This is a genomic window from Gordonia sp. OPL2 (assembly GCF_003797825.1).
GTDB lineage: Bacteria > Actinomycetota > Actinomycetes > Mycobacteriales > Mycobacteriaceae > Gordonia.
The window spans coordinates 51,337-66,040 of the sequence record NZ_RKME01000019.1; the positions used below are offsets into that span (position 1 = coordinate 51,337).

Genomic DNA, 14,704 nt, shown 5'->3' on the forward strand with positions numbered 1-14,704 from the left:
CGGGACGGCTCGTCATCCGGCGCTGCGGTAGCGACCTCCGGGGCTGTCGTAGTACCTGCTGTACGGCTCCTCGGACGGTGCCGCCCCGGGCTCGCGGAGCCGGGGCGCGCCCAGGTCGTCGCCGAGTACCCGTTTGATGATCCTGCCGATCCGCGCGAAGTCCGACGACGCGGTCGACATCGGATAGGCATCGGCGATCAGGGCCATCCAGTGATAGATCTGCCGGAGGTCGTCGGCCGACAGCGGCCCGTTGACCCAATCGTCGTTCGTCCATGTCTCCCGGTGCCAGGTCTGCCAGGGATAGTCGGCGTCGGCGGGTGGGGACACCGAGAACAGTCCGCGCACGACGACATCATTGCGATCGGCGCCGGTCCCGACGCGCCACTGCGTCACCAGCTCGGCGAAACCGGCATAGTCGTCGGCGGTCCACGCGCTCACCGGGAATCGCTTCCACCCGGCACGCCGGATGGTGCGCGCGATCTTGCTGTCGAGCACCTGGCTCGGATGGTCGGGCGCGCCGCCCCCGGCGAAGTAGAGGAACCAGGTGAAACCGGTGGGGCCGAGACGGTCGATCGTGTTGCCACCGCGCTCGGGCTTGAGCAGTTCGAAGGCGGCGGCCGGATCCTCGCGACTCGCCTGCGCAGCCTCCTGCAGGAGACCGCCGATCCGGGTGCGGTCGGTGGCCACGGCGACCATGCGGCGCTTGTTCTCGCCCGGCCGACGACCGTGGCAGAAGGCGACGGTGTTCCACAGCAGGTTGATCGCGTCGTCGGGCGAGGTGACTGCGGCGTCGGCGAGGCCGAAGAGATCGGTTCGGGAGATGGTGGTCTCGCCGCACAGGACACCGGGAAGTCGGTGGTCGGCAAGGTGTTCCGACCACCAGGGGCGGTCGACGCCGACAGAGTCGGCGAGGAGTTCGGCGGTGCGATCGCCGGCGGCGAGCCAATCAGACAGGACGGTGGGTGGTGCGATGTCTCGGGGAGTCATGGTCATTGGACGCAGGAGCACCCCGGCCGGTTCCATCGCGCCGGAACGGCCCACTCGACGCGGGCCGTCCGACGTCACGCCCGGCCCGCGTCCAGGAACTCGGTCACCACCGCTGCGAAGTCGGCGGCGCGATCTCGATGGACGCTGTGACCGGTGGGGATCTCGACGAAGCGGCCGTCGGGCAGGGCATCGCTCAGCGAGCGAAGATGCCGGGGCGGAAGGAAACTCCGGCGACCCCCGGAGATGACCAGCGTCGGAGAGGCCACCGCTCCCAGGCGCGCCCACCAGTCCGGGTCGGCGACCTCGAACTGTGAGGACACGTCGGCCGGGAGGCGTCGGTCGAACCGGATCAGGGGCACCGGATTGCGTAGAGCCCAGCCGAGTCCGCGGACGCGCTCACCGAGGGACGCGGCAACGACGATGCCCTCGTCGAGATCGCGTTGATCACGCGGCATCGGTGGGATCTCCTCCAATACGAGGCGACCGATCCGGTCCGGAACGTCCATGGCCAATCGCAATGCCGCGTGCGCGCCGAGAGAGTGGGCGACGACATCGGCGACGTCGAGGTCGAGGTCGTCGAGCACGAACCGCAGGTCGTCGCGGAAGTCGTCGAGCCGGTAGCCGGCGGCGTGTCCGCTGCGACCATGGCCACGCAGGTCGACGGCGACGACGGTCCGACCCTCGCGGCGCAGTACGGAGGCGAAGGCCCGCCACGTGCTGTGGTCGCCCGCCATCCCGTGGACGAGCACTACCGGTGGCCGGGCGTCGTCGGCACCGGAGACCCGCACGCCGAGGGCGAGCTGCCCGGTGGCCATCGTTCGGTGCAGCACGCGCATGCCGTCGAGGGTAACGAGCGGTGCGATCGGCGACGTCCCGGGTGCCATCGCCGGCAGCGAGGTCGTCGTCAGCGTGACAGTCCCTCTTCTCTCGAAGTTGCGGGGGCTGCCGTCAGCGCGACCGATGGGTCAGTCGCGGAACCAACCGCTGCGCTTCGCGGCGAAGACCATGTCCTGCCAGTAGCCCCACTGATGGGTCCCGACCGCGGGATAGTCGGTTGTGACGCGGATTCCGGAGATCGCCGCGGCCACTTCGAAGGTCCGGGTCTGTGCGAGCGAGAACACCTCCAGCGGTGTGCCCTTGATCGAGCCGACGGCATCGGTGTTGTACCGGCCCCAGACCCCGGAGGACGCGCCGACCCGGATGTGCATCCCCCGCATACGCGGCAGTTGGACCACCGCGTCGTTGTTCACCCACCGCTTGTCCCACGGCAGCCCCCACATGCTGTCGGCGTTGAACGGCCCGACGCCCGCGGCCATGCCCGCGTCGATGAGGGCCAGGCGGACGGCCTCGCGCATCGTCGGGGCGGAGGGGTTGAGGAAGCCCGACATCGAGAAGATGTGCGAGATCCTCTTCCGGTGGTAGGCGCCGTAGATCATCGCGGCGTTCCCGCCCATGGAGATTCCCATCAGCGCGTACTTCTCTCGGGGTCCGGCGGCCAGTCCCCGCGCGTCGAGTTCGTTGATGATCGTGTTCAGCCGGCACGTCCAGCGATACCGGTACTTGATCTTGTTGCCCGGACTCGCTGCGTTCCAGTCGGTGTAGAAGCTGGCGAGACCGCCGACCGGTTCCACCACGTTCACGCCGGAGTCGGCCATCCGCTGGATCCGCGTCTCGTGTCGCCAGCCGCTCATGTCATCGGTCGCACGCAGGCCGTCCAGTGCGATGACCGTCTTGTAGTTCCCCCATCGCGTCCACATGTCCACCGGCGTGGTCGGCATACCGCACCCGGACACGTAGAACCGGCCGAACGACGCGGCGTTGGCAGTACCGGCGGTCACGACTCCCACGCCCAGCGCCGTCGACAACGCGAGAAGGAGCACAACGAGACGTCGCCGCATCACGGCATATCGCCCGCGGGTGGTGAGAACTGACACTGCAGCAACATATTTGGCCTGGTGGGCGCGACGCCACAGCTGTGACCACAGCAGTGGCAGTTTGCAACCAGGGTGTTATCAAAGTGGTCAGTGTTGCCCAAGTGACGAGCGCGGCGGGACAGGGGGGCCGATCAGATCGATCCGAGAATCCGCTGTCGCGCGGCGGCGTACTCCGTGTCGGTGATCTGGCCCGTGTCACGCAAGGCGTCGAGGTCACCGAGACGCTCGCCGACCGACCGTCGCGAATCCGACGTCGACGGGTCGATCGCCCCCATCGGCTCATCCCCCGGCGATGGCTCTGTCATCGCCGACCCCTCTCGGCCCGCGTAAGCCCGCACGATCTCCATGACCGCCCGGCGCGCATGAGGGTTGCCACGCAGGTCGATCGAACCGGATGAGCTGACGTCGTGCTGTCGGAGTACTTCGAGGATTCGGATCAGCGGTTCGGTTCGACCCGTCATGTCGTAGGTGGCGCCGTCCTCGCTCGAGGTGAATCGTGCCGGCACCGAACCGGTGAGCAGTGCTGTTGCCTGCCAATCGATCTCGAACTCGTTGGTGGCCGGGTCGACCAGCACCGCAAGAACCCGGCGATGCAGCATCGGCTGCTGGAAGATCGGGACGACGGTGCGCTTCTGCGCCTCGAAGGACGATATGCCGTCGCCGTGGACGTGGAGATCGAGCTTCATGAGCGGCTGGTCGTTGATCTGGACATTGGTCTGCTCGAGGCCCCGGATGTCGGCGACGGCCATACGTCCGGTCGTGCGCAGCCGCGCGGTCTTGCGCTGCCCGCCGATGCTCAGCCGCGCCACGAACAGCGCGATGGCGACATCGAGAAGGGTCACACCCAACCCCGTCCACAACATCCACTCGGTGTCCGGTTGGTCGATCAGGAAGTACGCGACAAGGAAGATCGGTCCGACGATGCCGCACAGCATCACGAATCCGAAGATCTTGAGGAACGAGGCGACCGAGCCTGGGACACGCGGGCCGGCACCTGCTTCACCGAACATCGTCATGATCTGGAGATGATAGAGCGCTTTCGACGGGCGACCTGCGTCGATATGGCTGATCGGACGGCGGGAATCGGTGCGCGGTGGCACACTTTCCCTGCAGACGAGCACATCAACGGGCTCCCCGGTGAGAGGCCACCATGGACGAATCAGCGCAGACGCCGACCGGGATGAGTCGCCGGACCTTTCTCACCACCTCCGCCGCACTCGGTGTGGGCGCGGCGTTGGGTTCGGCCGCGGCGCTCGGAACGGGCGCGGGCTCGGCCGCACCGTTGGACTTCGGATCGGCCGGGTTGGGGGGTACTCCTCCACCGCCGCCGCCACCGCCCGGGTGTGGCAGCGTCAACTCCCAGGACTTCCTCTGGAAGGCCGTCGACGGGGTGAACCCAGGGAACTTGGGTTCCAACAAGTACGTGGTGGAACCTGCCGTGCAGCCGACCGCGCAGTTCAGTCAGTTGTATGCGATTCGGCACGGAGGCGACAAACCGAACTCGCCCTACGATTGGCTTCTGCTCCCCACGCGCCGCATCTCGGGTATCGAATGCCAAACGATCTGGAAGCCGGACATGCTCAACCTGTGGAGGTATGCGTGGACCGAGGCGCCGGGACTGCTGAAGCTCCCGGAGGACGAGATCGTCGTGGGCATCAACTCGAAGAACGCCCGCAAGCTGAATCAATTGCACATCCACCAGACCCGGCTGAACGGCCCGACGCGCAAGTCGTTGACCGCGGCCAAGGGTCTGCCGACCCGTCTCTCCGACTGGACGACGCCCAAGGCGCTCGTACCGCTGGACATCAACGACCCCACTCGCCCGAGTGCCCATTTCCGGGTGGTCCATCTCGACGCCCTGCTGCCGAATCTCTTCGTCGACCTCGAGCGTCTGGTGGGTGCCTCGGCGATGGCGGATCAGATGATCGCGGTCGCGAAGGCGCCCAAGGGTTTCTACGTGATCAGCAGCTCCGGAAAAGGAGTCCACGACGGTACGGGATCGTGCGAGGGCCTGTTCTTCATGTGACCGCCCGTCTGCAGCGATACAAGCAAAGGCGCCCGGCCACTTTCGTGACCGGGCGCCTCTGTCGACTCAGTGAGTCAGATCAGGCAAGTGGAATCACTTGGTGATCTTGGTGACTCGACCCGCACCGACGGTGCGGCCACCCTCACGGATGGCGAAACGCAGGCCCTCGTCCATGGCGACCGGCTGGATGAGCTTGACGCTCATCTCGGTGTTGTCGCCCGGCATGACCATCTCGGTGCCCTCGGGGAGGGTCACGACGCCGGTCACGTCGGTGGTACGGAAGTAGAACTGCGGACGGTAGTTGTTGAAGAACGGGGTGTGGCGTCCACCCTCGTCCTTGCTCAGGATGTAGGCCTGGCCCTCGAACTCCGTGTGCGGAGTCGTGGTGCCCGGCTTCACGATGACCTGACCACGCTCGACGTCCTCACGCTTGAGGCCGCGCAGCAGCAGACCGGCGTTGTCGCCCGCCTGTGCCGAGTCGAGCAGCTTGTGGAACATCTCGATACCGGTGACGGTGGTCTTGCTGCTCTTCTCGCGGATGCCGACGATCTCGACTTCCTCGTTCACGTTGACCTCGCCGCGCTCCACACGACCGGTGACCACGGTGCCGCGGCCGGTGATGGTGAAGACGTCCTCGACGGGCATCAGGAACGGCTTCTCGGTCTCGCGGACGGGATCCGGGATGGACTCGTCGACAGCAGCCATGAGCTCCTCGACCGACTTGGTCCACTCCGGGTCACCCTCGAGCGCCTTGAGAGCCGAGACCTTGACGACCGGGGCCTCCTCGTCGAACTCCTGGGCGGCCAGCAGTTCGCGGACCTCCATCTCGACGAGCTCGATGATCTCGTCGTCGTCGACCATGTCGGCCTTGTTCAGGGCGACCAGGATGTAGGGCACGCCGACCTGGCGGGCCAGCAGCACGTGCTCACGAGTCTGCGGCATCGGACCGTCGGTGGCGGCGACCACGAGGATCGCGCCGTCCATCTGGGCCGCACCGGTGATCATGTTCTTGATGTAGTCAGCGTGACCAGGAGCGTCGACGTGCGCGTAGTGGCGCTTGTCGGTCTCGTACTCCACGTGGGAGATGTTGATCGTGATACCACGAGCCTTCTCTTCCGGAGCCTTGTCGATCTGATCGAACGCAAAGCTCTTGTTGAGCTCGGGGTACTTGTCGTGCAGCACCTTGGTGATCGCCGCGGTCAGGGTGGTCTTGCCGTGGTCGACGTGACCGATGGTGCCGATGTTCACGTGCGGCTTGGTCCGCTCGAACTTCGCCTTCGCCACTTGATTGTCCTCCTGGACTGTTGTTGCTCTGCCGAGTGGATCTCAGCAGGGTTTTCGAATACTTACGTTGTCGCGGTCCCGATCCTTGAGAGAAAGGGGCGCACGCCAGAGCCGTGGGCGAGTATTACTCGCCGGTGGCCTTGGCGATGATCTCCTTCGACACGTTCGCCGGAACCTCGGCGTACGAGTCGAACACCATGGAGTAGTTTGCTCGGCCCTGGGTCTTCGACCGAAGGTCTCCGATGTAGCCGAACATCTCCGACAGCGGAACCTGTGCCTTCACGACACGAGCACCGCTGCGCTCCTCCATGGCCTGGATCTGGCCACGGCGGGAGTTCAGGTCGCCGATCACGTCACCCATGTAATCCTCCGGAGTCGTGACCTCGACGGCCATGATCGGTTCCAGGATCACCGGGCTCGCCATCTTCGCAGCCTCCTTGAGGGCCTGCGAACCGGCGATCTTGAACGCCATCTCCGACGAGTCGACGTCGTGGTACTGACCGTCGAGCAGAGTGACCTTCAAGTTGACCAGCGGATAACCGGCGAGGACACCGTACTGCATCGCGTCCTGCGCACCGGCATCCACGGACGGGATGTACTCGCGCGGAACGCGGCCACCGGTGACCGCATTGTCGAACTCGTAGGTGGCGCCGTCCTCGGCGTCGACCAACGGCTCGAGCTTGATGATGACCTTGGCGAACTGCCCCGATCCACCCGTCTGCTTCTTGTGGGTGAACTCGTGCTTGTCGACGGTCTTGCGGATCGTCTCGCGGTAGGCCACCTGCGGCTTGCCGACGTTGGCCTCGACCTTGAACTCGCGCTTCATGCGGTCGACCAGGATGTCGAGGTGGAGCTCGCCCATACCGCCGATGACGGTCTGACCGGTCTCGTCGTCGAGCTGCACCGAGAAGGTCGGATCCTCTTCGGCGAGCTTCTGGATCGCGGTGCCCAGCTTCTCCTGGTCGGACTTGGTCTTCGGCTCGATCGAGACGTTGATGACCGGGTCCGGGAAGCTCATCGACTCCAGCACGATCGGCGCGCTCGCATCGCACAAGGTGTCACCGGTGGTGGTGTCCTTCAGACCGATCATCGCGTAGATGTGGCCTGCGGTCGCATCCTCGACCGGGTTCTCCTTGTTGGCATGCATCTGGAAGAGCTTGCCGATGCGTTCCTTCTTGCCCTTGGTCGCGTTGAGCACCTGGGTGCCGGCGTTGATCCTGCCCGAGTAGACGCGCACGAAGGTCAGCTTGCCGAAGAACGGGTGCGCGGCGATCTTGAACGCGAGCGCCGAGAACGGCTCGTCCGACGACGGCTTACGCGAGAGCACCTCTTCCTCGTTGCCGACGGCGTGACCCTCGACCGAGGGGACGTCGAGCGGCGACGGGAGGTAGTCGATGATCGCGTCCAGCATCGGCTGGACACCCTTGTTCTTGAAGGCCGAACCACAGATCACGGGGTAGTACTCGCGAGCGATGGTGAGCTTGCGAATGGCACCCTTGATCTCGTCGACGCTGAGTTCCTCGCCACCGAAGTACTTCTCCAGCAAGGCCTCATCGGTCTCGGCGACGGTCTCGAGCAGCTTCTCGCGGTACTCGGCGGCCTGATCGGCGAGATCGGCGGGGATCTCCTCGATCGTCGGGGCAGCGCCGATCTCGACGGTGCCGCGCCAGGTGATCGCCTTCTGCTCGATCAGGTCGACGACGCCGTCGAAGTTGTCCTCGGCACCGATCGGGAGCTGCAGGACCAACGGCTTGGCGCCGAGGCGGTCCTCGATGGTCTTCACGGTGAAGAAGAAGTCCGCACCGAGCTTGTCCATCTTGTTGACGAAGCAGATACGCGGGACGTCGTACTTCTCGGCCTGACGCCACACCTGCTCGGACTGCGGCTCGACGCCTTCCTTGCCGTCGAACACGGCAACGGCACCGTCGAGCACGCGCAGGCTGCGCTCCACCTCGACGGTGAAGTCGACGTGGCCGGGGGTGTCGATGATGTTGATCTGGTTCTTGTTCCAGAAACAGGTGACGGCGGCGGAGGTGATGGTGATACCCCGCTCCTTCTCCTGCTCCATCCAGTCGGTGGTCGAGGCACCGTCGTGGGTCTCACCGATCTTGTAGTTCACACCGGTGTAGAAGAGGATTCGCTCGGTTGCGGTGGTCTTACCGGCATCGATGTGGGCCATGATGCCGATGTTGCGAACCTTGTTCAGGTCGCTGAGCACTTCCTGTGCCACTTGGTTTCCCTTCGGGAATTGCTGTTGATCAAAAAGGCTTTCGCTCCGGGTGCCGGGGATGGCCCGTCACCCGGAGCAGGTTCTCACCAGCGGTAGTGCGCGAACGCCCGGTTGGCCTCGGCCATCTTGTGGGTGTCCTCGCGACGCTTGACCGAGGCGCCGAGACCGTTGGAGGCGTCGAGCAGCTCGTTGGCCAGACGCTCGACCATGGTCTTCTCACGACGCTGACGGCTGAACGTGACGAGCCAGCGCAGCGCGAGCGTGTTCGCGCGGCCGGGCTTGACCTCGATCGGCACCTGGTAGGTGGCGCCACCGACGCGACGGCTCTTGACCTCGAGGGTCGGCTTCACGTTGTCCAGGGCGCGCTTGAGGGTGACGACCGGATCGGTACCGGTCTTGTCGCGGGCCTGCTCGAGGGCGCCGTAGACGATGCGCTCGGCGGTCGACTTCTTGCCGTCCAGCAGGATCTTGTTCACGAGCTGGGTGACCAGCGGCGAACCGTAGACCGGGTCGTTGATCAGGGGGCGCTTCGGTGCGGGTCCTTTGCGTGGCATGACTTATCAGTTCCCCTTCTTGGCGCCGTAACGGCTGCGGGCCTGCTTGCGGTCCTTGACACCCTGGGTGTCGAGCGAGCCGCGGATGACCTTGTAACGCACACCGGGAAGGTCCTTCACACGACCACCGCGGACGAGCACCATCGAGTGCTCCTGCAGATTGTGACCCTCACCCGGGATGTAAGCGGTGACCTCGACGGAGCTGGTCAGGCGCACACGGGCGACCTTGCGCAGCGCGGAGTTCGGCTTCTTCGGGGTGGTGGTGTAGACGCGGGTGCACACGCCACGACGCTGCGGGCTCCCCTTGAGGGCTGCGGTCTTGGTCTTGGCAGCCTTGTCGTGACGGCCCTTGCGGACCAGCTGGTTGATCGTTGGCACTGAGTGTTTCTTCCTTTGTCGGCAGGTTCGCCGGGCGCCGTGCGGCGCGGGCGGCGGTGGTGCAGTTGTCGTGTTGAGGTTTGTGCTCCGGGCAAGCATCGAGAGCTTTCTCGAATCTCGTTGCTTCCACAACTCGCCCCACCAGCGCGTTTGCGCTGGTCAGTACATTTATCGCTACCCCGAGGTCGGGCGTGTCACACACTCGACGACGGTCTCGCCTGTCAGTCCGCGTGCAACCCGGAAGCCGGGCATGCGGACTGGCCCAGCATGTGCCGGGCACCGGCGATCCACTCTACCGATCGAGTTTGCACAGGTCAAAAATCGGTTCGCCCACGTTGACCGGGACCGTCGCAGGGGTGAACACGCAGTGATCATCTGGATTCCTCAACGGTGGGATCAGCCGCGTTGTTCCCGGTCATCGGGGCTGTCGGCATCGGGGACGTCTCCACCGAGAACCCTGGCACGGGCGTCACCGTCGACCGCTGACTTGAGTTCGGCCTCCTCATCCCACAGTTCCGCGGTCTGGACGAGCCAGAACGCGAGGAATGCCGCCAGCAGAACCCATTCGACCCAGAACACGAGGTTCACGCCCTCACCCCAGCCGCAGACTGATGCCACGCCGGCGACGACGACCGTCACGAACATGCCGGTGGCGATCAGGAAGTACGCCGTCGCGTATCGGCGTGGGGCGTCCCGGACCACCGCGGCGAGCCCGTTGACGCCGACGACCAGTGTCAGGAACCCGAACATCGAGACGGCGGCGGCGACGTGTGGCGTGATACCGAATGCGTCCTCCCACCAGAGCTGCTTGGCGACGACGACGATCACCGCGCAGAGCCCCAGACCACGGGCGACGTTCCCGGCGAGGGTCGTCCGTCGTGACGTCGCGAACCGGCCGATGCGGCTGATCAGCGACCAGATGACCACGGCACTCACGCCTCCGAACACGGCGGTCCACATGTTGAGGATGATCCAGTCGCGCGGCGGATACACGAGGCGTTCAGCGGTGTCGGTGGGCAGGAACGCCACGAAGAACGCGAGAAAGCCCGCGTAGTTCAGCAGTACGTCTTCGATCTCGGAGCGACCCTTGTAGGCCATGAGCATGGCGCCCATCGCACACACCGTCGCGATGAACACGGCCCGCACCGAGGTGTCGTAGTAGTCGCTGATCGACGGCCTGATGTCCGTCGATCGGATCGATTCGGCGGTCACCGCAAAGGCCAGCATCAGGATCAGCGTCACCATGCCGATCCGGAGGTTGCGGTAGGTGTCGACGACGTCCCCGCGTCGACGTGCCACGACGTTGCGCTGGGCGAAACGCATGATCCCGTCGCGCACTTGCCTGATCAGACCCATGCGTCCATTCAAGAACCCACACGCCGACGATGACCCCGGTTCCGGGCAGACCACGCTGTCGGGGTTTCGAGACCTCTACTCGGTCGACTGGGGGAGCTTCACCGTCGACGATCCGCGTCGGGCCGGGTTCGACGGTGGCGGGACGACCGGCCCGATGTCGCCGTCGGGAGCGGTGTCGAGATCGACGACGACCGGCGCGTGGTCGCTGGGCTTGCTGCCCTTGCGCGCCTGCCGGTCGACCCATGCGGCCGCCACCCGATCGGCGACCGTGCCGCCGGCGAGCACGAGGTCGATCCGCATGCCGAGATCCTTGTGGAACATCCCGGCCCGATAGTCCCAGTAGCTGAACACGCGATCGTCCGGCCACCGATCGCGCACGACGTCGCGCAGTCCCAGGGACTGCAGACCCGCGAGCGCATCACGTTCCGGCGTGGTCACATGCGTGTGTCCCTCGTAGGCCGCCGGGTCGAAGACATCCGCGTCGGCGGGTGCGATGTTCACGTCCCCGCACAGCATGGTGTTGTCCGCGGAGTCGTCGCCTGTCCCGGCCGCCACGGCGACTCGTAATCGAGCCAGCCAATTCAGCTTGTACGCATAGTGATCCGAGTCCGGCACACGTCCGTTCGGCACGTACAGGGAGTGGATTCGCACACCACCGCAGAGCGCGGACACCGCACGTGCCTCGACGGGCGAGTCCGGCTCGGGGAACCCGGGCGCGGCGTCGAAGCCGCGGCGCACGTCGACGAGACCCACCCGCGACAGCAGGGCGACCCCGTTCCACTGCCCTTGTCCCACATGGGCGATCTCGTATCCGCGGTCGGCGAGATCGGCGCCGAGGACATCGTGGAACGCGTCGTCGGACAGCTTGGTCTCCTGCAGGCAGACCACGTCGGGGGCACGATCGTCGAGCCACGGCAGCAACCGCGGGATCCGCTGCTTGACCGAGTTCACGTTCCAGGTCGCGACGCGCATGCGGTCAACCGTAGTCGGCGGCGGACGCGGCCCGCGACGCCGTCGTCGGCGGCGAGCGGACTTCCCTTCCCCGGTGATGTGTGTCACGTTGGTGACATCGACACCGTCGCCTTCACCTCCGATCAGACGCCGAGACGCTCGGTCATCGAGCACTCGTGGCGACGGTCCGCGCTGTCCGGTGTCCGCCCGGACGACGCGACCCCCACCGCCCTCGCCGACATCGCCTCCGCCGACCCGCTGCTCGATGCCGCGCGTCCGGTCCTGGACGACGCGGCCGTGCGACTCGCCGACACCGACCTGTCCCTGCTCCTGGTCGACCACGAGTGCCGCATGGTGACGCGGGTGGCCTTCGGATCCGCGGTCGAGCGGACCCTCGACGAGGTCGGCGCGTCACCGGGGGTCCCGTTCGGTGAGGACTTCGTCGGCACCACCGCACTCGGGACCCCGGCGGAGACGCGTGGTGGTGTCGTCGTCAACAGCAGCGAGCACTACCTCGAACAGTTCAAGTCGATCAGCTGTTTCGGTCAGCCGATCATCCACCCCGCCACCCGCAGACTGGCCGGGATCATCTGCATGTCCGAGATCGCCGACCGCATCAACCCACTGGCCGTCCCATTCGTCAACGGCATCGTCGCCGACATCGCCGACCGGCTCCTGGATCGGTCTCGCGCGCACCAGCGGCGGGTGCTCGACGCCTTCCAGCGCGCTGCTCCACGCCGCGACCTCGCCGTCGCCGCCATCGGCGACGACCTGCAGCTCACCAACGCACTGGCGGCAGAGCTGCTCTCCCCCACCGACATCGGCGCGCTGCGTATCGTCGCGACCGACCCCGGACTGCGCGAGACGGTGCTCCCGCTGACCCTGGTGTCCGGCGCCGAGGTCGAGGTCGCCGTCGAACCCGTTGCCGGCGTGCGTGGCGCCGCGCTGTTCCGTTTCCGTCCGGTCGTCGTCGCCCCGCCTCCGCGTCCCACCTCGGTCGGTGCGCCGTCGGCGGTCAGCGTCGCCGTGTCCGGAGAGCCGGGAACGGGACGCAGCACCCGCGCGCTCGCGTTGGCCGCCGACGTCGGCTCGGCCGACCCGCCCGTCATCGTCGACGTCGCCGACGACCTGATCGCCGGGCGGCAGCCCGACATCCCCGCGTCGGTCGCCCGCGCTCGCGAGGTCCGTGCCCCGCTGATCGTCGACGGCGCCGACCTGCTCGACGACCGGGCCGTCGCCCTGCTCGGCCGCGTCGCCGGCCTCAGCTCGGCATCCACACCACTGATCGTCGTGAGCGGCCCACGGGATCAGGCGGCCGCCGGGGTGGCCGCGCTGCTGGCACGGTGCGCCACACGTGTCGACCTCCCACCCCTGCGGCACCGCGTGTCCGAACTCGGCGCGCTCGCGGCGGGAGTGCTGACCGACATCGACCCGACGATGACGCTGTCCGGTGGCGCCACCGACGCGTTGCTGTGCCAGGACTGGCCCGGCAACTTCTCCGAACTCGGGTCCGTGCTGCGGCAGGCCGCGGCAGCCTGCCGGATGCGGGCGGGACGCGTCATCGAGCCCGCCGACCTCCCACCCGCGTATCGCACGACCAGTCGCGCCGCACATCTGTCGGGCCGTGAACAGGCCGAACGGACCGCGATCGTCGAGGCGCTCGACCGGGCTCAGGGCAACAAGGTCCACGCAGCCCGCGAACTCGGCATCAGTCGCACGACCCTGTACGCGCGGATGCGGGCGCTCGGCGTCTGACATCCGCAACGCCGCGGACCCGATTCAGTCGACGAGCGGTCCCGGCACCGTCTGGGCATGCACCGTCTGGGCATCCACCGCCTCACCCTGCATCGTCTGACGCGCGAGCGCCGCGATGAGGTCGGTCTGCGTCACGATCCCCACGATGATCTCGTCGTCGAGAACGGGTACCGCATCACATCCGCGTCCGGACAGCATCGGCAGCAGCGCGGCGACGGGCGTGGCCGGGGCGGCGACCGGCAGATCGAGCGCCATCACGTCCTCGGCACGCAATACGCTGCCGTCACGCCGCAGCAACCGGTCGACGATGGCTCCCGGCCGTGCCCGCATCGGGGTCGCGCGCAACCTGGCGACCAGGTGGATCTGGAACACGACCCCGAGGTAGCGCCCGTTTCGCGTCACCACCGGCAGCGACGTGAAGCCATGCTGATCGAACAACTCGGCCAGATCCGTCACGGTGGCGTCCGGGCCGACGGTCACCAGGTCCCTCGACATCACGTCGGAGGCGTTCAGCGGGCCGGCGCGGTGTCCGGCGGCCTGCAACTCGGCGGCGCCGATCAGTCGGGCGAGATCGGCGACACCGAGGTTCAGCGATTGCCGATACCGCTGCAGGATTCCGGTCAGCTCGTCCTCGCTCAACCCCAGACGCTCACCGGGCGGAGTGACGGAGTCGAAACGTCGGTACGGATAGCGACGACCGGTCGCGCGGGCGTAGCCGGCGGCGAGTGCCACCAGCAAGATCGTGCCGATCGCGACCGGCGCGAGAGCGAACCGGAAGCCGAGGGCATCGATGGCCTCGGGGCTCAGGGCAGCCGTCATCGCGACCGCCCCCGCGGGCGGATGCACGGCGTGGCACAGGATCATCACCGCGACCGACAGCCCGACGGCGAGCGCGACCCGTAGTGCGGCCTGCGGTACCAGCAGGGTGACGGCGACGCCGACCAGGGCGGAGAAGGTGTTCCCGACGACGGCGGGCCAGGGCTGGGCGAGCGGACTGTTGGGTGCGGCGAACACCAGTACGGTCGTCGCCCCGAACGGCGCGATCATGTACAGCCCGAGTTGTAGGTCGATGCCCGACGACATGAGCACCAGACCGACGACACCGAGACCGAGGATCGCGCCGGCGCCCGCGCGCACCGCCTCACGCGGCGACACCGTTGCGGCCACCGGTCCGACCCCGGCCAGGACGCTGCGCAGCCTGCCTCTCGATGTCCGCGTCGCCATCGTGCTCTCCTGCCCCATCGTGGAT

At 66.9% G+C, this 14,704-nt stretch carries 13 protein-coding genes; 2 read left to right on the top strand and 11 right to left on the bottom strand.

Features of this window, described 5'->3' with window-relative positions; all coding sequences use genetic code 11:
* Nucleotides 1-12: 12 nt before the first annotated feature.
* From EEB19_RS17440 to EEB19_RS17455, 4 genes are all read right to left on the bottom strand, one after another.
* Nucleotides 13-993 carry a hypothetical protein gene (locus EEB19_RS17440; protein WP_187588556.1) on the bottom strand — a complete coding sequence of 327 codons (981 nt, stop codon included), beginning with the start codon at nucleotides 991-993 and terminating at the stop codon, nucleotides 13-15.
* A gap of 68 nt (nucleotides 994-1,061) precedes the next feature.
* A complete protein-coding gene (locus EEB19_RS17445) occupies nucleotides 1,062-1,823 on the bottom strand; it encodes an alpha/beta fold hydrolase (protein WP_187588558.1) in 762 nt (253 codons plus the stop codon).
* Between the two features lie 129 nt (nucleotides 1,824-1,952).
* Nucleotides 1,953-2,885, bottom strand: a complete 933-nt coding sequence (locus tag EEB19_RS17450; protein WP_187588662.1) for an alpha/beta hydrolase family protein — start codon at nucleotides 2,883-2,885, stop codon at nucleotides 1,953-1,955.
* A 167-nt stretch (nucleotides 2,886-3,052) separates the two neighbouring features.
* Nucleotides 3,053-3,937: an SHOCT domain-containing protein gene (locus EEB19_RS17455; protein ID WP_262365741.1), complete on the bottom strand. Its 885-nt coding sequence runs from the start codon at nucleotides 3,935-3,937 to the stop codon at nucleotides 3,053-3,055.
* A gap of 134 nt (nucleotides 3,938-4,071) precedes the next feature.
* Between EEB19_RS17455 and EEB19_RS17460 the strand changes: the two genes are divergently transcribed.
* Nucleotides 4,072-4,947, top strand: a complete 876-nt coding sequence (locus EEB19_RS17460) for a CDP-diacylglycerol diphosphatase (RefSeq protein ID WP_187588560.1) — start codon at nucleotides 4,072-4,074, stop codon at nucleotides 4,945-4,947.
* Nucleotides 4,948-5,040: 93 nt separating this feature from the next.
* On the opposite strand, the gene tuf is transcribed toward EEB19_RS17460, so the two are convergent.
* From tuf to EEB19_RS17490, 6 genes are all read right to left on the bottom strand, one after another.
* Nucleotides 5,041-6,231: an elongation factor Tu gene (gene tuf, locus EEB19_RS17465; RefSeq protein ID WP_187588562.1), complete on the bottom strand. Its 1,191-nt coding sequence runs from the start codon at nucleotides 6,229-6,231 to the stop codon at nucleotides 5,041-5,043.
* Between the two features lie 124 nt (nucleotides 6,232-6,355).
* Complete coding sequence (gene fusA / locus EEB19_RS17470) at nucleotides 6,356-8,461, bottom strand: elongation factor G (protein WP_187588564.1); 2,106 nt, start codon at nucleotides 8,459-8,461, stop codon at nucleotides 6,356-6,358.
* Between the two features lie 83 nt (nucleotides 8,462-8,544).
* The gene (gene rpsG, locus EEB19_RS17475) at nucleotides 8,545-9,015 is read right to left on the bottom strand and encodes a 30S ribosomal protein S7 (RefSeq protein WP_187588567.1); all 471 of its coding nucleotides are present in this window, start codon (nucleotides 9,013-9,015) and stop codon (nucleotides 8,545-8,547) included.
* 6 nt (nucleotides 9,016-9,021) lie between these two features.
* Nucleotides 9,022-9,393, bottom strand: coding sequence for a 30S ribosomal protein S12 (gene rpsL / locus EEB19_RS17480; RefSeq protein ID WP_007619326.1), 372 nt, complete (start codon nucleotides 9,391-9,393; stop codon nucleotides 9,022-9,024).
* A 396-nt stretch (nucleotides 9,394-9,789) separates the two neighbouring features.
* Complete coding sequence (locus EEB19_RS17485) at nucleotides 9,790-10,749, bottom strand: hypothetical protein (RefSeq protein WP_187588569.1); 960 nt, start codon at nucleotides 10,747-10,749, stop codon at nucleotides 9,790-9,792.
* Nucleotides 10,750-10,824: 75 nt separating this feature from the next.
* Complete coding sequence (locus EEB19_RS17490) at nucleotides 10,825-11,721, bottom strand: exodeoxyribonuclease III (protein WP_187588571.1); 897 nt, start codon at nucleotides 11,719-11,721, stop codon at nucleotides 10,825-10,827.
* Between the two features lie 78 nt (nucleotides 11,722-11,799).
* Here EEB19_RS17490 and EEB19_RS17495 point away from each other — a divergent pair, with 78 nt between their 5' ends.
* The gene (locus EEB19_RS17495; protein ID WP_187588573.1) at nucleotides 11,800-13,455 is read left to right on the top strand and encodes a sigma-54-dependent Fis family transcriptional regulator; all 1,656 of its coding nucleotides are present in this window, start codon (nucleotides 11,800-11,802) and stop codon (nucleotides 13,453-13,455) included.
* A gap of 24 nt (nucleotides 13,456-13,479) precedes the next feature.
* Here the strand turns inward: EEB19_RS17495 and EEB19_RS17500 are convergent, their stop codons facing one another.
* On the bottom strand, nucleotides 13,480-14,679 hold the full coding sequence (locus EEB19_RS17500; protein WP_187588575.1) for an HPP family protein: 1,200 nt from the start codon (nucleotides 14,677-14,679) through the stop codon (nucleotides 13,480-13,482).
* Nucleotides 14,680-14,704: the final 25 nt, after the last annotated feature.

Coding starts and splice junctions, on each gene's coding strand:
- EEB19_RS17455 (WP_262365741.1), bottom strand. CDS start 3,937: ATGACGATGTTCGGTGAAGCAGGTGCCGGCCCGCGTGTCCCAGGCTCG.
- EEB19_RS17460 (WP_187588560.1), top strand. CDS start 4,072: ATGGACGAATCAGCGCAGACGCCGACCGGGATGAGTCGCCGGACCTTT.
- EEB19_RS17500 (WP_187588575.1), bottom strand. CDS start 14,679: ATGGCGACGCGGACATCGAGAGGCAGGCTGCGCAGCGTCCTGGCCGGG.
- EEB19_RS17440 (WP_187588556.1), bottom strand. CDS start 993: ATGACCATGACTCCCCGAGACATCGCACCACCCACCGTCCTGTCTGAT.
- EEB19_RS17450 (WP_187588662.1), bottom strand. CDS start 2,885: ATGCGGCGACGTCTCGTTGTGCTCCTTCTCGCGTTGTCGACGGCGCTG.
- EEB19_RS17445 (WP_187588558.1), bottom strand. CDS start 1,823: ATGCGCGTGCTGCACCGAACGATGGCCACCGGGCAGCTCGCCCTCGGC.
- rpsG (WP_187588567.1), bottom strand. CDS start 9,015: ATGCCACGCAAAGGACCCGCACCGAAGCGCCCCCTGATCAACGACCCG.
- EEB19_RS17490 (WP_187588571.1), bottom strand. CDS start 11,721: ATGCGCGTCGCGACCTGGAACGTGAACTCGGTCAAGCAGCGGATCCCG.
- EEB19_RS17485 (WP_187588569.1), bottom strand. CDS start 10,749: ATGGGTCTGATCAGGCAAGTGCGCGACGGGATCATGCGTTTCGCCCAG.